At 70.0% G+C, this 20233-nt stretch carries 14 protein-coding genes; 6 read left to right on the top strand and 8 right to left on the bottom strand.

Going from position 1 to position 20233, the window contains the following annotated elements; all coding sequences use genetic code 11:
- The first annotated feature begins 381 nt into the window (after positions 1-381).
- From ku to A3IC_RS0119205, 3 genes are all read left to right on the top strand, one after another.
- Entirely contained in the window at positions 382-1491 is a 1110-nt protein-coding gene (gene ku, locus A3IC_RS0119195; protein WP_020551673.1) for a non-homologous end joining protein Ku, read from the top strand.
- Positions 1492-1756: 265 nt separating this feature from the next.
- The gene (locus A3IC_RS55295; RefSeq protein ID WP_052173596.1) at positions 1757-3196 is read left to right on the top strand and encodes a S41 family peptidase; all 1440 of its coding nucleotides are present in this window, start codon (positions 1757-1759) and stop codon (positions 3194-3196) included.
- An 83-nt stretch (positions 3197-3279) separates the two neighbouring features.
- Positions 3280-4119 carry an NmrA family NAD(P)-binding protein gene (locus tag A3IC_RS0119205; RefSeq protein WP_020551675.1) on the top strand — a complete coding sequence of 280 codons (840 nt, stop codon included), beginning with the start codon at positions 3280-3282 and terminating at the stop codon, positions 4117-4119.
- 142 nt (positions 4120-4261) lie between these two features.
- Here the strand turns inward: A3IC_RS0119205 and A3IC_RS0119210 are convergent, their stop codons facing one another.
- Together A3IC_RS0119210 and A3IC_RS0119215 are read right to left on the bottom strand one after the other, a co-directional pair.
- Positions 4262-5173 carry a hypothetical protein gene (locus A3IC_RS0119210; protein WP_020551676.1) on the bottom strand — a complete coding sequence of 304 codons (912 nt, stop codon included), beginning with the start codon at positions 5171-5173 and terminating at the stop codon, positions 4262-4264.
- On the bottom strand, positions 5170-7218 hold the full coding sequence (locus A3IC_RS0119215) for a caspase family protein (protein WP_020551677.1): 2049 nt from the start codon (positions 7216-7218) through the stop codon (positions 5170-5172). Before A3IC_RS0119215 ends, A3IC_RS0119210 begins: the two co-directional genes overlap by 4 nt.
- Positions 7219-7357: 139 nt before the next feature.
- On the opposite strand from A3IC_RS0119215, the gene A3IC_RS0119220 reads away from it, so the two are divergent.
- The 3 genes from A3IC_RS0119220 (at position 7358) to argG (ending at position 12598) form a co-directional block, all read left to right on the top strand.
- Positions 7358-10003: a CHAT domain-containing protein gene (locus tag A3IC_RS0119220; protein ID WP_063744845.1), complete on the top strand. Its 2646-nt coding sequence runs from the start codon at positions 7358-7360 to the stop codon at positions 10001-10003.
- A gap of 57 nt (positions 10004-10060) precedes the next feature.
- Positions 10061-10798, top strand: coding sequence for an NUDIX hydrolase (locus A3IC_RS0119225; protein WP_020551679.1), 738 nt, complete (start codon positions 10061-10063; stop codon positions 10796-10798).
- Positions 10799-11173: 375 nt separating this feature from the next.
- Positions 11174-12598: an argininosuccinate synthase gene (gene argG / locus A3IC_RS0119230; RefSeq protein WP_020551680.1), complete on the top strand. Its 1425-nt coding sequence runs from the start codon at positions 11174-11176 to the stop codon at positions 12596-12598.
- 356 nt (positions 12599-12954) lie between these two features.
- Here argG and A3IC_RS0119235 read toward each other — a convergent pair whose 3' ends face one another.
- From A3IC_RS0119235 to A3IC_RS0119260, 6 genes are all read right to left on the bottom strand, one after another.
- The gene (locus tag A3IC_RS0119235; RefSeq protein ID WP_020551681.1) at positions 12955-13416 is read right to left on the bottom strand and encodes a DUF3237 domain-containing protein; all 462 of its coding nucleotides are present in this window, start codon (positions 13414-13416) and stop codon (positions 12955-12957) included.
- Positions 13417-13608: 192 nt separating this feature from the next.
- Complete coding sequence (gene couO, locus A3IC_RS0119240) at positions 13609-14508, bottom strand: 4-hydroxyphenyl-beta-ketoacyl-CoA hydrolase (protein WP_020551682.1); 900 nt, start codon at positions 14506-14508, stop codon at positions 13609-13611.
- Between the two features lie 70 nt (positions 14509-14578).
- On the bottom strand, positions 14579-15631 hold the full coding sequence (locus tag A3IC_RS0119245; protein ID WP_020551683.1) for a 3-hydroxyacyl-CoA dehydrogenase NAD-binding domain-containing protein: 1053 nt from the start codon (positions 15629-15631) through the stop codon (positions 14579-14581).
- Entirely contained in the window at positions 15628-17637 is a 2010-nt protein-coding gene (locus A3IC_RS0119250) for an acetoacetate--CoA ligase (protein WP_020551684.1), read from the bottom strand. Before A3IC_RS0119250 ends, A3IC_RS0119245 begins: the two co-directional genes overlap by 4 nt.
- Positions 17634-18518, bottom strand: coding sequence for a crotonase/enoyl-CoA hydratase family protein (locus A3IC_RS0119255; RefSeq protein ID WP_020551685.1), 885 nt, complete (start codon positions 18516-18518; stop codon positions 17634-17636). The genes A3IC_RS0119250 and A3IC_RS0119255 overlap by 4 nt, the downstream gene beginning before the upstream one ends.
- Positions 18515-20221 (bottom strand): acyl-CoA synthetase, encoded by a 1707-nt coding sequence (locus A3IC_RS0119260; RefSeq protein WP_020551686.1) that lies wholly within the window; start codon positions 20219-20221, stop codon positions 18515-18517. Before A3IC_RS0119260 ends, A3IC_RS0119255 begins: the two co-directional genes overlap by 4 nt.
- Positions 20222-20233: the final 12 nt, after the last annotated feature.

Consider the following 20233-nt stretch of genomic DNA (forward strand, 5'->3'; position numbering starts at 1 on the left):
GCTTTTGCCGGGCGTGGCCTCGTCCTCTCGCGTGACACGGGTGGATCTCCACGGCGAGCGCGGACAACGCGGCCTGTGCGATCTGCCTCCGGCCTGCCCGGCGGCCCCGACGTCCCCGAGTCCCGGCGACACGCGCGACCCCGGCGCGGCCTTGACGGCAGCGGACGCCAGGGCGGAAGTGTCGACTCCTGAGTGCGACAAAAACTAATAAAAGGGGTAAGTGGGGCCAGTGCGGGTGGTCGGACGGGTCGATCGCATCGGGGCATGCGTCGTCACGCGACTGGTCGGTCGGGCGATCGGTCGGCCGTGCCGATGGCCGGTGGTCCCGCCGTTTCGGCCGGTCGGCGTCCGCCGACCCGTTCGGCGACAGGAGGTACGGACATGGCGCGTGCGATGTGGACGGGGGTGATCAACTTCGGGTTGGTCACCGTCCCGGTCGGGTTGTTCTCCGCGACCGAGGACCACACGATCCATTTCCATCAGCTTCAGCGCGGCACCGCCGACCGGGTCCGCAACCAGCGGGTGAACGAGCGCACCGGCAAGGAGGTCGACTACGCCGACATCGTCAAGGGCTACGACACCGGCGACGGCCACTACCTCACCGTCGAGCCGGACGAACTCGCCGACATCGCCCCGGGCCGCTCCCGCACCATCGACGTCACCGCCTTCGTCGACCTCGCCGACATCGATCCCATCCACTTCGACAAGACCTACTACCTCGCCCCCACCAAACCCGAGTACGAACGCGTCTACGCCCTGCTCCTGCAAACCCTCGAACGTACGAACCGTGCCGGCATCGCCCTGTTCGTGATGCGCGGCCGCCAGTACCTGACCGCGCTGCGCGCCCAGGGCCGGGTCCTGACCCTGGAGACACTCCACTTCGCCGACGAGATCCGCGACCCCGCCACCGAACTCGACCACCTTCCGAAGAAGACCGCGTTCAAGGACCGCGAACTCGCGATGGCCGAACAACTCGTCGAGGCGATGGCCGCGCCGTGGCGCCCCGACGAATACCACGACACCTACCGCGAACGCGTCGAGGAACTCCTGGAAAGCAAACGCCAAGGCCGCGAGATGGTCGCCGCCGAGGAGGCCCCCGAACCGACCAACGTGGTCGACCTCATGGAGGCCCTGCGCCGCAGCGTCGACTCCGCCGGCGGGAAACGCGGTGGTCGCACCGGAACGGGGAAGCGCAAGAGCGACGCCGCGAGCACCTCCGGGCGTCGCGCTGGGACGATCCGGCCACGCGGGAAGAAGGACACTCCGGCCGGCGGGAAGTCCCGGCCCGGGACGGGGGAGAAGAGTCGGAAGGGCGGCTCGGCGGCGAGGCGGACCGAGGACCTGTCCGCGCTCACCAAGACCGAACTGGCCCGCAGAGCCGCCGATCTCGACGTTCCCGGCCGGTCCCGGATGACCCGCGACCAACTTGAGGACGCCGTCCGCGACGCAGGCGACACCGCACGCCCCCGGGGGAAACGAAAGGCGTCCTGAATCGTCACGACGCGACCCCGGATCCGGTGGCGCGGTAGACGAACAGGCGTCCTTGCCGTCCGTATGTCTCGGCCGAGTTCCCATGAGCCCGGTCGAACTCGGCGCCCGAGCGTGGGGATAAGCCCACCCTCGATCCTGGTGGTGCCCGGATGCCCCGCGACCGGTCGCGGGCGCGATCGTGGTCGCGTCCGTTGTCGACGCGAGACTTGCCGGTGGCGGCTCGGCCGAGCGCCGAGTGCCGGCCGGTGAAAGGGGACCGACCGAGATGAGCAGGCTTCGCAGTGTGGGTACGACGTTGGCGGTGGCCTCGTTGCTGGTGGCAACCGCCGGGGCCACCGCGTCCGCCGAGAGCGGCGCGGCCCGATCGTCCGCTCCGGACGACGTGTGGCGCGCCGACGGATACGGCATGATCGTGGCGATCCGGGACGGCACGCTGCGCCAATATCAGACCACTTCGGTCGGTTGCCTGCCCGGACCCAGTGCGCGGCGCTCCGGTACCGAGCGGGGGGAGACGATGTACGACTCGACGGACGGCATGGTCGTCGGTGTTCGGCCGGCCCGGCGTCCGAACCGGGCCGAACTCCGTTTCACGCACGCTCCCGGACACCGGGAGTTGCACCGGATCAGCGCTCTGCCGCGGACCTGTACCCGCCCACCCGCATCCGGACCCGTGGCCGCCTTCGACACCTTCTGGCAGTCGTACCAAGAGAACTATCCGTTCTTCGCGGCCAAGGGTGTCGACTGGCACGCGATGCGCGATCGGTATCGTCCACGGGTGGGGCCGAACACCACGGAGGACCAACTCTTCGCGATCATGCGGGACATGATCGATCCGCTCGACGACGCGCACGTGGATCTCACGGCCGGACCGGACCGATACTTCACCGAGACGCGTCCCGGCACCACCGCACCCACCGCCGATTTCGACCGGCGGGTCCGGGCCTACATCGTCGAACGCGACCTCGGCGGGCGGCCGCTGACCCAGTACGCGAACGGCCGTGTCGCCTACGCCGATCTGCCCGACGGGCAGGGCTATCTGCGGATCAACGCGTTCATGGCCTATCTGCCCGACCGCCCGCCGAGCTACCTCACCGACAGCGCCGAACTCGACCGCGCCCTGGACGCCTTCCTGACGCCGGATCGACTGGACCGGCTGCGCGGGTTGATCATCGACGTACGGGTCAACGACGGTGGAATGGACAACCTCGGGCTGCGACTGGCCGCCCGGCTGAGCGACCGCCCGTACCTCGCCTACGTGAAACAGGCCCGCAACGACCCGCGCGACCCGAGCAGATTCACTCGCCCGCAGCCGATCGAGGTGCGTCCCAACCCCGAAACCACCCGCTACACCGGGCCCGTCGCCATCCTGACCGGTGGCTCCACGGTCAGCGCGGGCGAGACCTTCGTGCAGGCGATGATGGGCCGGGCCGGTTCGACGATCCGCATCGGTGAGGCCACCCAGGGCGTCTTCTCCGACGTCATGCAGCGCCGACTGCCCAACGGATGGCAGGCGGGTGTGCCCAACGAGGTGTTCCGCACCCGTGACGGCCGCACCTTCGACGGCACCGGCATCCCGCCGAACGTGCTCGAACCGGTCTTCACCGAGGACGAGTTCGCCAACCACCGGGATTCGGCTTTCGATCGTGCGGTGCGCATGTTGCCCACCGGACGCGCCCCCGGCGTGTTGCCCACCGAGGCTTCCTGAAGGATGCGATATAGGAACGCCACGTTCCGCATGCGTGCCTACGGTGGTTTCGACCGAGCAAGCGAGTTTCAGTAGGAGACGTCATGATCCTGACCGTTGGAGCAACCGCGCATTTCGGGCGGGAAACCGTGGAGGCGCTCGCGGCCACCGGTGCCAAGGTCCGGGCGTTGTCCCGGACCCCGGAGAACGCCGGCCTGCCGGCCGGGGTCGATGTCGTGCGAGGTGACCTCACCGACGCCGCATCGCTGCGGCGGGCCCTCGACGGGGTGGCGACGATCTTCCTCGTCCTGCCGTACGGGATGGATCCACGTGCCCTGCTCGCCGAAGCGGTCGACGCCGGGGTCGGGCGCGTCGTGTTCCTGTCCTCCGGGGCGGTGGTCGACGGCGCGGATGCGCAACCCGATGTGATCGCCGCGTACCACGCGGGCGTCGAGCGGGCCGCCGTCGCGAGCGGCCTCGAATGGACGTTCCTGCGCCTGTTGTTCCCGGCCGTCAACACGCTGAGCTTCGCCATGCAGCTCAAGGATTCCGATGTCGTCCGTGCCCCGTACGCCGGTGCCGCCGCCTCCGTGATCCACGAGCGCGACGTCGCCGACGCGGCCGCGGCCGTGCTGACCGGAGACGGTCACAGCGGACGGATCCACGACGTCACCGGCCCCGCATCCCTCACTCAGGCCGAGCAGGTGCGCATACTCGGCGAGGTGCTGGGCCGCCTGCTGGTTTTCGAGGAACTCGACGACGCCCCGGTACGCGAGCAGATGAGCCGATTCCTCGACGCTCCGTTCGTCAACGCCCTGTTCGACCTGATGGCAGCCACCGTCGGCAGGCCCGCCCAGGTGAACGACACGGTCGAGCAACTCACCGGACGCCCCGCCCGCACGTACGCCGAGTGGGTCGCCGACCACCGCGCCGACTTCGCCTGACGCGGTGACGGTGACGACCTGGCCCGCACGTTCGCGGTCGACCCGGCGAAGTAGCCCCGACGCGGCCCCTCCCGGCCCGCCACGGTGCGGTCGGGGGGCCGATGCTCGCCGGATCCGCAGGCGCCATTGCGCGGCCCTGCCGTCATGCCTCTTCCCCGAGGTGTCGGCCGACGATCAAAGCGACTCCGGGATGTCCCAGGTATCCGACGATGTCATGTGGATCCCGCTCCGGATTCACGATCCCCACGTGCCGGTCGACCCCGGGGAACCCGGTGGATCGATCCGGCGGACGCAGCGTCACCGGATCCCGCGGGTCGTACACGTTGACCCAATGGGCGACCCCGGCCGGCCGGGCGAGCGCGGGTGGTCGTATGTGGCGTTGGACGGTTGCGAAACCGAGGGCCGAGCCGACCGTGACGAACAGCGGCACCTCGATGGTCGTGCCCAGATCGCGCAGCACCTCGTAGGCCACCACGGATCCGAGGGAATGTGCGACCACGACGACCCGTTCCCGGTCCGTCACGGCTTGCCGCAGGGGCTCCGAGACGATCTGCCGGATGTCCCGGCCCACATGGGGGGCCTTGAGGTATGCCTCGACGTCGGCGACGAAACACAGCGCCGTCCGACCGGCGGCAGGTACTTTCCGGTCCAGCGCGGCCAGCGTCGCCTGTACCCAGGCCCAGTTGGCGGGGCCCTTGGGCACAACCTCCCCGTCGGGGAGTTCGGCGGCCACCTCCTGGTAGGTGAGGGGGTAGTCGGTCCCCATCTCGCGGATCAACCCCTCGGCGAGCGCGGAGAATTCCTGGCCGCGAGCGCGTTCGCCCGGTGCTCCGCCGTCAGCCGCGGCCCCGCCGTACGTCACGAGCTTGGGCGACTCGCGGGTGACCCAGTCCGCCAGGGCGTCCCCGTAGTAGGGCATCGTCGCCGTCCCCACGAAGGGCGGCACGATCGGTGCGCCCAGCCCCTCGGCCAGCGCGTCCACCCACAGTCGCAGCAGTTCGTCACGGTTCTTTCCCTGCTGGGCGCGTCCGTGCACGAAGACGAGTCGGGTCATGGCGTGATCCCCCACAGGAGTTCGGGAAGGTCGGGCGGTGTGGCCGCGCAGGACGCGGAGCTCCAGGTGACCCACCGCAGTGCCTCCGGCAGACCGGGCCCCGGGGGCGGACCGCTCGTCGTTGCGTGGTTCAGCCAGCCGGCCCGCATCAGCGGGTACGCCGGGGTGACCGACACGTGGTCGGCGAGGGGCGGATGGTCTGCGAGCAGTACCAAGTCGTACGGAACCCAGCCCTGTTCGGCGCAACGATCGACCAGGCGGCGGATGGCGGTCCGCTCGCGCGCGCGGGACAGTGCGTAGGCGGCGGAGACGGCCAGCGTCGGGTTCGGTGGTATCGCCTCGTCCTGCAGGAAACGCGCCACCGGGGAATCCGGGTCGGTGGCCACCTGTTCCCATCCGTTGAAGACACCCACGGCGTATTCCGTGAGGATCCGGGTTTCTTCCGTGACCCAGGGTTTGGCGGACTCGTCGCCGAGGGGAAGGTGGAGCACCATGTCGCAGCCCTGGTCGTTCACGAGATGCAGCGTCACGTAGTCGGGGAAGACCGCGGACAACAGCCAGGCGGCTTCGGGACCCGAACCGGTTCGAATGATTGCCGCCGTGGGCTCCGCCGGGGTTTCCCATCGCGCCGGTCCCGAGCCGGAGATCCTGGCAGGACGGGCGCCGCCCGGCAGGTACGCCTCCACCTCGGCGGGTCGTTTCCCTGGGCCGTACTTGACGCACAAACCTGTGCGCTCGGCGAGTCCGTCGCGAGCCGGATTCAGGATCGCGGGGATGTCCCACTCGTCCCGGCGCCGCGCGGGTATCTTCTTGTTCACCGGCGGTGGTGGTGAACCCGCGGTCAGCCGGATCAGGTCGGCTACCGACAGGCCGGTCTCGAGGTCCATGGTCTCGACCACGAACTCCCCGTCGTAGGGCGCGGTGGGTGTACCGCGGTGCGGTGGCGCGAATCGGGTGACGACGTTCCGTGAGGCGAGCGGATGCGGTCCGCGGATCCCGCTCAGGTGGTTCACCCGGATCTCGGTATCCAGCTTGGCGGTGTGCACCTTTTCCTTGTCCGCCGAGCGTAGTTTCCATTCACCGTCGTCATCCAGAGTGAACCTGGCCTTCCGGGGCAATTGCACGGTCTGCGATGGTGTTTCGGCGTCGACGCGGGCGATCTCCTGCTCCCCGGCATTCCTGACGAGAAACGCTCCCGGTGACGAGGGTATGCGGGCGACTTTGATCGTGACCTTTACCCGGGCAGGAGAGGGCAGGCGGGCGAGCCGGCAGGGCGGGAAGATGGAGGTGACCTCGCACCACGGTGTCTGGGAATTGATGTGGAGCTCGGCGGACAGGCTTTCCATCCGCTCCCCGATGGCGCGCCGCACGCCGTGCGTGGTGATGAAGAGATCGTCTGCCTCGCCGTTCTCGCCGAATTCGAGAGCGTCGGTGAGTCTGCCGTTCAGGGCGTCCAGGAAGGCTCGGGAGAATATACCGAAGGCCGGTTCGCCGCCCCGTGCCGGTATTTCGTACGCGACCTTGCCGAGCATGACGGCGTAGAACCGGTCCACGGCAGCAGATCCGCCCTGTCCTTCCGTTCCCTTCGGGAAGATATTGAAGCCGTTGAGGCCGTTACGAAAGCGTCCGTCCGGGAGGACGCGGCAGGCATCGGAGATCAGTACGACGTGTTGGATTCCGCAGTACTGTGCCCATCCCTGGTAGTAATCCACCTCGACTGCCTCGTTGGGATTGTCGACACAATTCGACAGCAGCCAGAGATCGGACCCTTTCTGCGGATTGAGGACCACTCCGTGTCCCGCGAAGAAGATCACGAGCTGTTCGACATCCCCACGCAGGGTCAGACTCCGCACGCACTTCCTGAGCGCCTCGGCCTCGATGGATTCGACCGGCGCCTCGGGCACGGGCTGATCGATGAATCGATGAACCTCGTAGCCTTCGCCGTCGAACCAGCGAGCCATCTCGCGCGCGCTGTTGAGGGCACCTTCCAGGTGAGTGAGTTCCTGGTATCTACCCACGCCGATGATGATGGCCGCTTTCGCCATGGTGCGTCACCCCCTGGAGGTGGATTGTAGCCAGGCGGTGCGGATCCGGTGCGAATCTCCGGGAGAAAAGGAAAACGCGTTGCTTCGTCCGTACCGGGTGTCGGACGGGTAGCCTGATGTCCACGCTGGGAGGTGCACGATGGACGACGAGATGCGTGCCGTGGGCAGCTATATTCGACGCGAGCTGTCGAATGTCGATCCTCGATTACTGGTGCTCAACTTCGATACGGAATACGATACTCCTCTCGATCATGCATTCCCCGTCGGTCTGTTGCAGATGCTCGGTGCGTTCGACCCGCCGGCGGCGGCGGGCATGGCGCAGACCGCGATTCGGGTGGGGGCGTACTGGTGCCGGATCGTGCAGGCCGACGTCGAGTACGACCTGCTGCTCGGCCGGCGGCTGATCACCGAATCGGCGGCGTCGGCGGCGCAGTTGACCGAAAGCTGTGGGAAGAGCCCGAACGGCGGGGACACGTTCGCGTCCTACGCTGCGGCACGTTGGCATGACGGCGCGGGCCGTATTCACTACCGCCTGGGAGCGCACGGACTCGCCGCCCAGTCGTTCAAGACCGCCAAGGAACTCGCGCAAGCGGCGAACCTGTGGTGGTGCCTGCCCGACCTGAGCAGCAATTTCGCTCGCGCGCAGTTCGAACTCGAGACCCAGACCGCGAACAAGGTGATCGGATTCGACGATCGAGGGAAGCTCCTGGACGCCCTGACGAAACTGCACAAGGATTTTCGCCTCGTCGCGAACGAGCACGGGATCGACCCCGCCCGTCCGGGCAGTGCCACCGACGTCCGGGGGCGCGAATTCCTGCGCGGATACTCGAACGTACTGCACAACCTCGCGACGGTGCTCCGTGAGGTGGGCAAGCCGTCGGAGTCCCTGGAGCGCACGGCCGAGTCGATCGCCATCTCGGAAGCGTTGGGGGACCAGTACCGGATCGCTCAGTCGACGCTCAATCGTGCCTTCATCCAGCGGGACATCGCTCCCCAACACTTTGCCTGGGTTCACGAACTGCCCTGGAAGCGGGGCAAGTTGATCGCCGAACAGAACCTCGCGGCGGCTCGACTCGATCGCGACGGACTGCGGATGCTGGACAGGATCCTGGAGAACATCCGAGGAGACGGTCTCGGCGAAGCGCTGATCAGCGGTGTGGACGTCGACTACTACGCATACACCGTTCGCGCCTACAGCCGGACGATCGAGGCCCTCCTGCCGGACGCGTCGGACGAGTTCAGCGAGCGCTTGGAGCACGATCTGCGCGAACGGTCGTTGGAGATGGCCAGTTCCGTGCGACGGGTGGTCACGCTCCCGGCCTACAAACGCATCTACGCGAAGACGGTGCGTCCGGTGTACCTCAAGCGGATCCAGTACGAACTGGATCGGGAACCACCCAGGTACGAGCAGGCGTTCGGGTTGGTGGAGGAGGCTTCGGCTCGTGAGCTCCTCGATCTGATGGCCAACACCGAGTTGCCCCTGCTACCGCCTCCGGAGGGCCGGCACGAGATCGTGTCGTCGCAGGTGGAGGAACCCGATCCGCTGCCGGCCCCGACAACGGGAACGCGGACCGGGCTGGTCCGGGCATCGGAGGCGGGATCGTTCCGGCGAGCCGTGAACGACAGTTCCACCGAGTTCGAGGAGCTGTTCGCCCGACACCCGCTCCAACTGGCCCCGCACGATCCGGATATCGCCCATCGCCTGACATCGTTCGCGGTCAACCATCCCGACACATGCCTGGTTCGCTACTTCGTCCAGGGCTGGGACGAGGATGACGGTGTCCCGACCGGGTTGGGAGCCTTCGTGAGTCGAGGCACGGCCTTGACGTCGCGGCGCGGGCTCTCCTATCTCGAAGTGCGCGAGCTGGCGCGGACCATCGCATCGAACGACGATCTCGTGCCCACCGAAGCCGACGCCAAGGACATCTGGCGGCTGTTGATCGCGCCGATCTGGGATCTCATCACCGCGGACGGCCCGCCGGCGCATCTCGTGTTCGTCCCGACGGACGAGATCTTCGCGATCCCGCTCCAGGTCGCCCTGTCGGACGAGCCCGGGGCCGTTCCGCTCGGCGCCCTGTTGCCGATGTCCCTGTCCGCGAGCGCGACCACCTTCGTGGGACGGGGACGACACCTGCTCAAGCGCCAGGCGGTGGCCGCCGACGACGATCTCGCCGTCCTGATGGGTATCGATCCGAGCGCCACCGGGGGCGAGTTGGTCGGTTTGCGGTGGCCCAAGGAGCACTTCGTCGTCGCCGGCGAACCGCCCGACGCGATCGTCGACGCGGTCACCCGCCACCCGGGAGACTGGTTGGGTGTCCGCGCCCTGGTCGACTGCAAGCCGGAGTTCTTCCTGTTCGTCGGTCACGGCGTGTACGACCCGAAGGCCCGGGACCTGGGCCCGGGGCTGATGTTCGGAGACCATTTCCTCACCCAGTTCGACGTGGCTCTTCGCCTGCGTCTGCCGCGGAACAAGCTGACGGCGCTGGCCGCGTGTGTGGCGGGCCGAGGCATGCAGAGTCCGGGCGGGGACGTCCTGGGGTTCGTGCGATCGTTCATCGCGTCGGGCGCCGGAGCGGTCGCCGTTCCGCTGTGGAATGTCCAGGACAGCGCCATGGTCGCCACGGTGGGTCGGCTGCTGCGCGCGTCCCGGGAGGCAGTCGAAACCGGGGGTGGGGTCTTCGACGTCGTCGACACGCTGCACAGCCACTATCGCGAAGTCATGAACCGGCCGTATGAATCGTTCGCCGAAAGAGTCGGCAATCTTCCCTTGGCTCTGTATTTGTGACGAGACTCGACACACGGACACTTCCGTCCGATCCGCCGCGAGACTCAGGGGCCCGTCTTGGACGACATTCGCATCCGCCGGGAGGCCGCACTGGCGGCGTACGGAGAACTGGGAGAGGAACGACCCGAGCTCTTCGCCAACCCACCCGGGGCCGCCTTCGAGATCGTCCTCGACCGCCCCACCCAGGACGCCATCGCGGACGAGGTCGCGCGACACTCGATCGCAGCCGGGCTCCCCGGCTCGTGCGGTGACATCGGCGTCGTCTACCGGGATCCCTATCTCATGGTGGTCCGCGACGCCGTGCGCTTTCGATCGGGCCAACTCGGGACGTACATCCGCCTCCTGCCCGATCGCGTGGCTCCGGGGGCCGCCGTCCTCCCGGTCCTCGACGACGGTCGGATCGTACTGATCAACCACTTCCGCCACGCCGACCGTAGCCGGCACTGGGAGATCCCGCGGGGCTTCGGCGACCCCGACGACGCGTCCGGCGAGGTCACCGCCGCACGGGAGATCCAGGAGGAACTGGGCTGTTCCGCCGCGGAACTGCTATGGCTCGGGGCGATCAACCCCGACAGCGGCATGTCCGGCGGTCAGGACGTCATCCACCTGGCCCGAATCGCCGCGGGCGCCCTACCGGCCGACCTCCCGGCCGGCGGCACCGAGGAAGGCATCGATCAGATTCGGATCGTGACCCCCGACGAGTTCCGGACGATGATCCTGAAAGGCGAAATCACCGACGCCTACACCCTTGCCGCCTACGCCTACGCCCTCGCTCGCGACCTCTTGCCTACGTGACACGACGCCCGGCCGGGTGAGGGTCGGGCCGTTGCGGCCGGGCGCCCGACCAAGGACGCCGACGGGCCCGGGGGCGCCGAACCGGGCCCGCCCGAGGGCCCGGGTCGCGCGTCCCCGGGGCGCTACCACCGCCCGGAACGAGTGCCGGGTTCCGCGACGGGAGCGTGAACGACACGCGTCATCGCACGCGGGCCGTCGGCGCATGCCCTCGGTCGGCTCGCCGCCGGCCGTCGCGGGGGCGCCGACGTCGCGATCGAGTGCATACTTTTGCCTGGCGGCGCAAATGTATGCCATGCTGTCGGTCTCGGGTGTTCCCGAGCCGCTCACTCGTTACGATTCGGGGCCACGCGCGATCGGGCCGCCGGGGGTGCACACATGTCGAAGGTCTTGAGCAAGCTGCCGGTCGGCGAACGGATCGGTATCGCCTTCTCCGGCGGGCTGGACACCTCGGTCGCGGTGGCGTGGATGCGTGGACGCGGCGCGATCCCGTACGCCTACACGGCCGACATCGGTCAGTACGACGAGCCGGATCTGGGCGACGTGCCGCAGCGTGGCCGCGCCTACGGTGCGGAGCAGGCGCGACTCGTGGACTGCCGGGCCGCCCTGGTCGAGGAGGGCCTCGCCGCACTGGCATGCGGTGCCTTCCACATTCGCTCGGGTGCGCAGACCTACTTCAACACCACCCCGCTCGGTCGTGCCGTGGTGGGCACGCTCCTGGTGCGAGCCATGCACGAGGACGGCGTCTCCATCTGGGGCGACGGGTCGACCTACAAGGGCAACGACATCGAGCGGTTCTACCGCTACGGTCTGCTCGCCAACCCCGAGTTGCGGATCTACAAGCCCTGGCTCGACGGGGAGTTCGTGGCGGAGCTCGGCGGCCGACAGGAGATGTCCTCCTGGCTCGCGGAACGCGACCTGCCCTACCGCGATTCGGCCGAGAAGGCGTACTCCACCGACGCGAACATCTGGGGGGCCACGCACGAGGCCAAGCGCCTCGAATACCTGGACACCTCGCTCGAGATGGTGAATCCGATCATGGGCGTCGCCTACTGGGACCCCGAGGTGGCGATCCCGACCGAGGACGTCACCGTGGAGTTCGAGCACGGCCGGCCGGTGCGGATCAACGGACGCGAATTCGCCGACGCGGCGGAACTGGTGCTGGAGGCCAACGACATCGGGGGCCGCCACGGGCTCGGGATGTCGGACCAGATCGAGAACCGCATCATCGAGGCCAAGAGTCGTGGCGTGTACGAGGCTCCCGGCATGGCGCTGCTGCACGTGTGTTACGAGCGGCTGCTGAACGCCATCCACAACGAGGACACCATCTCGATGTACCACGTCGAGGGGCGCCGGCTCGGGCGACTGCTCTACGAGGGTCGCTGGTTCGACCCGCAGGCACTCATGCTCCGCGACGGCTTGCAGCGTTGGATCGGGTACCCGATCACCGGCAGTGTCACGGTGCGGCTCCGGCGCGGCCAGGACTACTCGGTGCTCGACACGCAGGGCCCGAACCTCAGCTACCACCCGGAAAAGTTGTCCATGGAGCGCAGCCTCGACCAGACGTTCGTCCCGGCTGACCGGATCGGGCAACTCACCATGCGCAACCTGGACATCGCCGACTCCCGGAACAAGCTCGAGCAGTACGCCGCCCACGGTGGACTCAACCCGTGGAGCCGGCTCATCGGCGAGCTGACCCCCGGCGGCGCGACGGCCATCGCCGCGAGCAGCGAGGAGGCCGAAGCCGCGGCGGTGGCATCGGACGTACTCGATCACGCGGCCATGGAGTCCGGAACCGACTGAGCGGTCCGCGCCGCACACGCGCCGCCGCGCGATGTACACCGGCATACGACCATGCCGGTGTACATCGCGCGTGCGGCATACACCGGGGCCCGAAAAAAGCGGTCGGCTCGTCGAGCCGCCGCCTCTCGGGGCCGTCGGCATGCCGAGGAAGAGGGCGGGCTGACCTACTGACGGCGATCATCGCCTCGTGGGATCGCCGGGCATCTCGGTGCCCGCGCCTGAGGAACCGCGCCACCAGGCTCCGGTGAGAACCGGGCGGGCCCGCTACCGACCGAACCCCCTTGTTCTGTCGAGGGGTTCGGGACGGGACGTGCGCCCGCCCGGCATCGGCCGGCAATTCGACCGTCGGGGATTCGCTAGCGAACCGCGTACATCCTGATCACCACGACATCGTCGCCGTCCGGCCTGGCCAGGCCGACGAATGTGGTCTCGGCGAGGCGCCGGTGGGCCGGGGCGTCGGTACGGAAGATCGGCGACGTGCGGTAGTAGTGACCCTTTTCGGTGACTCGAAGATCGCCGTCGTACTGGTCGGGGCCGTCCGGCGCGGGCCGGTAGTAGCCGCGGTTGACGATGTCGACGACCGCGCCGTCGTCGGCGAGGATCAGGTAGCGCGCCTCCAGTTCGCAGACTTCGCCGCGTGTATTGCTCCAGTCGCCGCCACCGGCCGACACGGTGCCGTTGAACCAGGGTCCGGCGACCGTGCCGCCGACGATCGGAGTGAACTCGGTCTTCTCACCGTCGCCGTGGCCGATGTGCAGCGTCTCGGCGACGTGCGCGCGGATCTCGAAGGCGAATTCGAGGGCGGGCGTGAAGGTCATGACGATTCCTTGCTGATTCGATGTCTTGGGCGAATCGATCGCCTGGCGAATTGATCGCCTGGCGAATTGATGGCTTGCTACGGACCGACCGGTTCGGCGAACGCGCCGACCCCGTACACGCAGCGCGTACGGGGTCCGATCCCGCGGGTCCGCATCGGTGGACGGACCACGGCCGGGCGGGGGTGAACACCCCTATGCGCGACTGCTGTTCGTGGCGTCGGCGGCGGGGGCCAGGCCCAGGACACGGACCGCGTTCTCCTTGAGGATCAGCGGGCGAACCTCGTCCTTGATGTCCAGCCGCGCGAAGTCGGCGAGCCAGCGTTCCGGCGTGATCACCGGATAGTCGGAACCGAACAGCACCTTGTGGCGCAACATCGAGTTCGCCGCGCGCACCAGTTGCGGCGGGAAGTACTTCGGCGACCAGCCGGACAGGTCGATGTACACGTTGGCCTTGTGCGTCGCGATCGAGATCGCCTCGTCCTGCCACGGCACGGAGGGATGGGCGAGGATGATCGTCAACTCGGGGAAGTCGGCCGCGACGTCGTCGATCAGCATCGGGTTCGAATGCCGCAGCTTGATGCCGCGGCCGCCCGGCAGACCCGCGCCGATTCCGGTTTGCCCGGTGTGGAAGAGCGCGGGCACGCCGGCTTCGGCGAGTGCCTCGTACAACGGGTAGAAGCGCGTGTCGTTGGGGTCGAAGCCCTGGAGGCTGGGGTGGAACTTGAAGCCCCGGACGCCGTGTTGCGCGACGAGGCGGCGGGCGCGGGCGACGGCGACCCTGCCGCCGTGCGGGTCGACCGAGCCGAACGGGACGAGGATGTCGGCGTGCGCCGCGGCGGCGTCGGCGATCTCCTCGCTGGACAGCGCCGGGTGGCCGGTCGCGGCACCCGCGTCGACGGTGAAGACGACGGCGGCGGTGCGGCGGGCGCGATAGTGCGCGGCGATGCGCTCCAGGGTGGGGGTGCGGTCCTGGTCGGCCTTGAAGTAGGCGGCGGAGGCGTCGAGCAGTTCGCGGTCGAGGGCGAAGCAGCCGTGGCCGTCCTGTTCGACGTGCACGTGCATGTCGACGGCGTCGATGGTGGTCAGGTCCATGGTGGGTTCTCCGGACGGGCGGGATGTGGCACGGGATGCGCCGCCGGGCGCGGCCGGCGGCGATCGGGCATCAGGGCAGGTCGGTGTCGGCCTTCGCGGCGAGCAGTAGGCGCACCAGCGCGTCGCGGCGGGCGGCCAGCGCGGTGTGGTCGATCCCGGCGAGTGCTTCGTCCACGCCGGCCACGAGCTTGGCGGCCAGTTCGGGGGTCAGCGACGGGTCTCCGAGGTCGCGCCACCACGCCTCGGTCGGCGGCCCGAGGTGTTCGAGGACGTGCGCGATGCCGCCCGATCCGCCGGACAGGTGCTGGTTGGCGAAGGGCCCCAGGATCGCCCAGCGCAGGCCGGGACCGTACGCGATCGCGGTGTCGATGTCGGCTACCGTCGCCGCGCCCCGGTCGACCAGCGAGTACGCCTCCCGCCACAGTGCCGCCTGGAGTCGGTTGGCCAGGTGGCCGGGCAGCTCGCGGCGGACCCGGATCGGTTTTTTGCCGACCGCGGTGTAGAAGGCGAGCGCGGTGCGGACCGCCTGCTCGCTGGTGTGTTTCCCGGGCACGACCTCGACGAGCGGGATCAGGTGCGGCGGGTTGAACGGATGGCCGACGAGCACGCGTTCGGGATGGGCGGTGCAGTCGCGGGCGATCGCGGTGGCCGCCATGCCGGACGAACTGCTGGCCAGGACGACACCGGGGCGTGCCGCCGCGTCGAGGCGGGCGAACAGCGCGCGCTTGACGTCCTCGCGTTCGGGACCGTTCTCCTGGACGAAGTCGGCGTCGGCGGCGGCCTCGGCGGCGTCCGCCGTGAACGTCAACCGGTCGGGCGAGCCGGCGTGGACCGAGCCGATGCCGGCCAGGGTCGGCCAGAGCGCGGCGACGTCGGCGCGCAGCCGCTCCTCGGCGCCCGGGGCCGGGTCGGCGGCGACCACGTCGAGCCCGCGGGCCAAGAAGTGCGCGGCCCAACTCGCCCCGATGACGCCGGTGCCGACGATCGCGACGCGGGCGATACCGGCGGGCGCCGGCACGGCACCCGCGACGGCGTCGCCGCCCGGGCTCGCGGCGGGGCCCGCGCCCGCGACGGGGTCCGCGCCCGTACCCGGGACCGAATGCGCGGCGTTGTCCGTGCTCAAGGGTTCCTCCGTTCTGCCGCGAGGGCGAGGAAGGCGTCGAGCGAGGTCGGGTCGGCGAGGGTGTCCGGCCCGATGACGTCGGCGACCTCCGCGCCGAGCAGGATGCGCTTGACCGGCAGTTCGAGCTTCTTGCCGGTGCGGTTGCGCGGTACGGCCGCGACCGCGATGACGGCGTCCGGAACGTGCCGCGGCGAGAGTGCGCCGCGCAGTTCGCGGACGATGCGCTCGTGCAGTTCGGCGGTGAGCCCGTCCTCCGCCGCGGGGACGACGAACAGCAGCAACTCCCCGTTGCCGCCCGCCGCGTCCTCCAGGTGCACGACAAGGCTGTCCGTGACCTCGGGGATCTCCTCGACGACGCGGTAGAACTCGGCGGTCCCCAGGCGCACTCCGCCGCGGTTGAGTGTGGCGTCCGAGCGTCCGGCGATCACGCAGCTCCCGGTCTCGGTGAAGCGCGCCCAGTCCCCGTGTCGCCACACGCCCGGGTAGGTGTCGAAGTAGGCCGCGCGGTAGCGGGAACCGTCGGTGTCGCCCCAGAAGCCGACGGGCATCGACGGCATCGGGACGGTGATGACGAGTTCGCCGAGTTCGCCGACGACTTCCCTGCCGTCGGTGTCGAACGCGGCCGCCGCGACACCGAGGGCCGGTCCGGCGATCTCGCCGGCCGACACCGGCTGCCACGGGCCGCCCTGGACGATGCCGCCGCACACGTCCGTGCCGCCGCTGCCCACGTTGAGCAGCACCCGGTCGCCGAACTGCTCCTGGACCCAGCGGTAGCCCTCCGCCGGCAGCGGGCTTCCGGCGGCACCGATCTGGCGCAGCGCGGCGAGGTCGTGATCGCGTCCGGGGTTCAGCCCGGCGCGGCGGCAGGCCATGAGGTAGCCGGGGCTCGCACCCATCAGCGTCGCCCCCGTCTCGGCGGCGAGACGCCATTGCGCGTCGAGGTCGGGGTACAGCGGATTGCCGTCGAGCAGCACCGGGCAGGCGCCGACCAGCAGGCCGGACACCAGCGCGTTCCACATCATCCACGCGGTGGTGGTGAACCACATCATCCGGTCGCCCGGGGCCAGATCCCAGCTCAGCGCGTGGTTCTTGAGGTGTTCGAGCAGGATGCCGCCGTGGCCGTGGACGATCGCCTTGGGCCGGCCGGTGGTGCCGGACGAGAAGAGCACGTACAGCGGATGGTCGAACGGTACGGGGTCGGTGTCCGGGCTGCCGGGCTCGGCGAGCAGGTCGTCCCACCCGACGGCGTCGGTCAGGGCGCCCGGGCCGTAGGGGACGGATACCACCGCGCGCAGGGTCGGCAGTGCGGCGCGGATTTCCTCGACGGTCGCGCGGCGGTCGACGTCCTTGTCGCTGTACCGGTAGCCGGGCACCGCCAGCAGCACCGCGGGCTCGATCTGGGCGAACCGGTCGACGACGCTGCGCGCCCCGAACTCCGGTGCGCAGCTCGCCCATACGGCGCCCAGGCTCGCGGTGGCGAGGAACGCGACGACGGTCTCGGGGATGTTGGGCAGGTATGCCGCGACCCGGTCGCCCCGGCCGACGCCGAGGCGGCGCAGCCCGGCGCGGGCGCGGCCGACCCGGTCACGCAGGTCGGCCCAGGTCAGGTCGACGCGGTCACGGGTCTGCGAGTACGCGATGAGCGCGGGCGCGGAGTCGGCGGCGCCGGCGCCGTGCAGGGCGTGCCCGGCGTAGTTGAGGGTGGCGCCGGGGAACCAGCGGGCGCCGGGCATGGTGCGCTCGGGGAGCACGGCCTCCTCGGGAGTGGCGAACCGGACCTGGAAGAAGTCCCGGACCGACGTCCAGAAGTGCTCGGGCCGGGTGATCGACCATTGGTGCAGTTCGCGGTAGTCGGCGAACGCTTCGCCCCGGGCGGCCTCGACGTGTCGGACGAAGCGGCCCAGTTCGGTGGTGTCGAGCACGTCGGCGGCGGGAGCGCGCAGCAGTTCGGGCGCGTCGTTCCCGGTGGCGGTGGCAGGGGTGCGTGGGTGCGCGGGGGTGGTCACGGGCGGCCGACCCTTTCGGCGCGGCCGTCGAGGAAGGCGCGCATGCGGGTCTTGGCTTCGTCGCTGCCGGAGGCGACGGCGGCCATGAGCGATTCGAGCAGGTAGCCCTCGTCGGGGTTGGCTTCCGCGATCCGAGGGAGTGCCTGCAGGACGGCGAAGTTGGTGATGGCCGCGTTGTCGGCGATGCGCCCGGCGAGTTCGAGTGCGTGGGCGAGGCCCTCTCCGGCGCCGGTCAGGTATTGCGACAGTCCCAGTGCCTGGCCGTCGGCGGCGTCGACGACGCGGCCGGTGAGCATCATGTCGGCCATGCGGTGCACGCCGATCAGACGCGGCACGCGGACCGAGGCGCCGCCGCCGACGAACAGGCCGCGTTGCCCTTCGGGCAGTGCGTAGAAGGTACTCGGTTCGGCGACCCGGATGTGCGCGGCGCACGCGAGTTCGAGACCGCCGCCGACGACCGCGCCCTTGAGGACGGCGACGACCGGCACGTCGCCGCGTTCGATGCGGGCGAAGGCCCGGTGCCACATGCGCGAATGCCGGAGTCCTGCGAAGGTGTCGCTCTCGGTGAGTTCGGACAGGTCGAGTCCGGCGCAGAAGTGGTCGCCCTCGGCGTCGAGGACGACGGCGCGCACGTCCGGCGGGGGCGCCGCGAAGAACGCCTCCAGGCCGAGGACCGTCGCATCGTCGAGGGCGTTGCGCTTGCTCGGGCGCGCCAGGCGCAGGACCGCGACGGCGCCGTGCCGCTCGACGCGCAGCGACGGCGGCAGCGCGGGCAGCGGGGACGGGGGCGCGGCGGCCCCCGACGCCTCGGCGGATGTGGGGACGGTCGCGGCCGAAACACTCTCGGGGGCGGGGGCCGGGTGGGCGGCGGGGCGGGTCATGCGGAGGTTCCTTCCACGTCGGCGAAGTCCGTGGCCGCCCGGGCGCGCAGCTCGACGCGGCGGATCTTGCCGGTGGCGTTGGCGGGGAGCGCGGTCACGAAGACGACGTACTTGGGGATCTTGTAGCGGGCCAGGTGCGCTTCCAGATGGGAGCGCACGCCGGATTCGTCGAGGGCGATACCCTCGCGCGGCTGGATGTAGGCGGCGCCGACCTCGCCCCAGCGGGCGTCGGGCACGCCGACGACGGCGGCGGTGGCGACCGCGTCGAGCCGTAGCAGCACGGCCTCGACCTCGGCGGGGTACACGTTCTCGCCGCCGGAGATGATCAGGTCCTTGACCCGGTCGGTGACCGATGCCCAGCCGTCGGGGCCGACGCTGAGCAGATCGCCGGTGCGGAACCATCCGTCGACGAACGAATCGGCGGAGTCCGCGGGCCGGTTCCAGTAGCCGGAGAAGACGTGCGGGCCGCGGACGAGCAACTCGCCGGGGGCGGCGGCGACGGCGGCGGGGCGGCCGGCACGGAGCATGGCGACGTCGGTGAAGAAGTGCGGGACACCGACCGAAACGGGGCGGTCGGCGGCGCCGGAGGCGGGTGCCATGTAGACGCCCGGCGACGCTTCGGTCATGCCGTAGCCCTGCTGGAGGCGCACGCCGCGGTCGAGCCACGCGCGGGCGACGCGCTCCTGCACGGGCGAGCCGCCGTACACGACGCTGGTCAGCGATCCGAGTTCGACGTCCGCCCACCGCGGGTGTTCGCACATCATGCTCAGCATCGTGGGCACCGCGGAGAAGCTGGTGATCCGGGCCTGCTCGATGCGGTCGAGGATCGCCCCCGCGTCGAACCGGGCGACCGGTTCCACGCTGCCGCCCTTGAAGAACGTCGGCAAGGTGACCTGGCCGAGCCCGGTGGCGTGGAACAGCGGCGAGACGCACAGGGCGCGTTCGTCCTGTCCGATGTCGATGTGCGCGAGCTGGTTGATGGTGTTCCAGGTCAGGTTGGCGTGGCTGAGCACGGCGGCCTTGGGTCGGCCGGTCGTGCCGGAGGTGTAGAGCAGCACGGCCGGGTCGTCGGGGTCGACGGCCGGCGGCACCTCCAGCGCGGGCCCGGCGGCGATCGCCGCAGCGAGGTCGGGCGAACCGGCGGGGCCCGGGGCACCGGAGGGCGGGCGCTCGCCCGGGGCCGGCGAACGGTCGTCACCGGCCGGGCCCGTCGACCGGTCGCGATCAAAGGTCGCCGGGCGCGCGGGGTCTGCCGCGTGCACCCGGTCCGCCGGTCCTGCCGGTCCCGCCGCGATGAGAATGCGCAACGTGTCCGGCAACGGCGCCGCCGCGGCCAGGAGCGGGTCGGCGTCCGGGCTGTGCACGAGTACCGCCGCCCCCGAATCCGCCAGCATGTAGCGGATCTCCGCGCCGGAGAGCCGGTAGTTGAGCGGGACGGCGATGGCGCCGAGCAGCCACGTCGCGAAGAACGTCTCGAACGTGCTCGCGGCGTTGACGCCGAGGTAGGCCACGCGGTCCCCGGAGCGCACTCCGCGCTCGGCCAGGTGTCCGGCCAGGCGTGCGGTGCGGTCGGCGAGGGCGGCGTACGTGAGGGCGAGGCCGCCCTCGACGAGTGCCGTGCGCTCCGGGGAGATCCGGGCGCGGCGGGCCGGCCACGTACCGAGCCCGAAGTTCGCGTGGGTGCCCTCAGCTGCGGTGTTCATGGATGGGTCCTC

The sequence above is a fragment of the Embleya scabrispora DSM 41855 genome (genome assembly GCF_000372745.1).
Taxonomy (GTDB): Bacteria; Actinomycetota; Actinomycetes; order Streptomycetales; family Streptomycetaceae; genus Embleya; species Embleya scabrispora.

Excerpts from the sequence above, each read along its gene's own strand:
- ku (WP_020551673.1), top strand. The coding sequence starts at position 382 with ATGGCGCGTGCGATGTGGACGGGGGTGATCAACTTCGGGTTGGTCACC.
- A3IC_RS55295 (WP_052173596.1), top strand. The coding sequence starts at position 1,757 with ATGAGCAGGCTTCGCAGTGTGGGTACGACGTTGGCGGTGGCCTCGTTG.
- A3IC_RS0119205 (WP_020551675.1), top strand. The coding sequence starts at position 3,280 with ATGATCCTGACCGTTGGAGCAACCGCGCATTTCGGGCGGGAAACCGTG.
- A3IC_RS0119210 (WP_020551676.1), bottom strand. The coding sequence starts at position 5,173 with ATGACCCGACTCGTCTTCGTGCACGGACGCGCCCAGCAGGGAAAGAAC.
- A3IC_RS0119215 (WP_020551677.1), bottom strand. The coding sequence starts at position 7,218 with ATGGCGAAAGCGGCCATCATCATCGGCGTGGGTAGATACCAGGAACTC.
- A3IC_RS0119220 (WP_063744845.1), top strand. The coding sequence starts at position 7,358 with ATGGACGACGAGATGCGTGCCGTGGGCAGCTATATTCGACGCGAGCTG.
- argG (WP_020551680.1), top strand. The coding sequence starts at position 11,174 with ATGTCGAAGGTCTTGAGCAAGCTGCCGGTCGGCGAACGGATCGGTATC.
- A3IC_RS0119235 (WP_020551681.1), bottom strand. The coding sequence starts at position 13,416 with ATGACCTTCACGCCCGCCCTCGAATTCGCCTTCGAGATCCGCGCGCAC.
- couO (WP_020551682.1), bottom strand. The coding sequence starts at position 14,508 with ATGGACCTGACCACCATCGACGCCGTCGACATGCACGTGCACGTCGAA.
- A3IC_RS0119255 (WP_020551685.1), bottom strand. The coding sequence starts at position 18,518 with ATGACCCGCCCCGCCGCCCACCCGGCCCCCGCCCCCGAGAGTGTTTCG.
- A3IC_RS0119260 (WP_020551686.1), bottom strand. The coding sequence starts at position 20,221 with ATGAACACCGCAGCTGAGGGCACCCACGCGAACTTCGGGCTCGGTACG.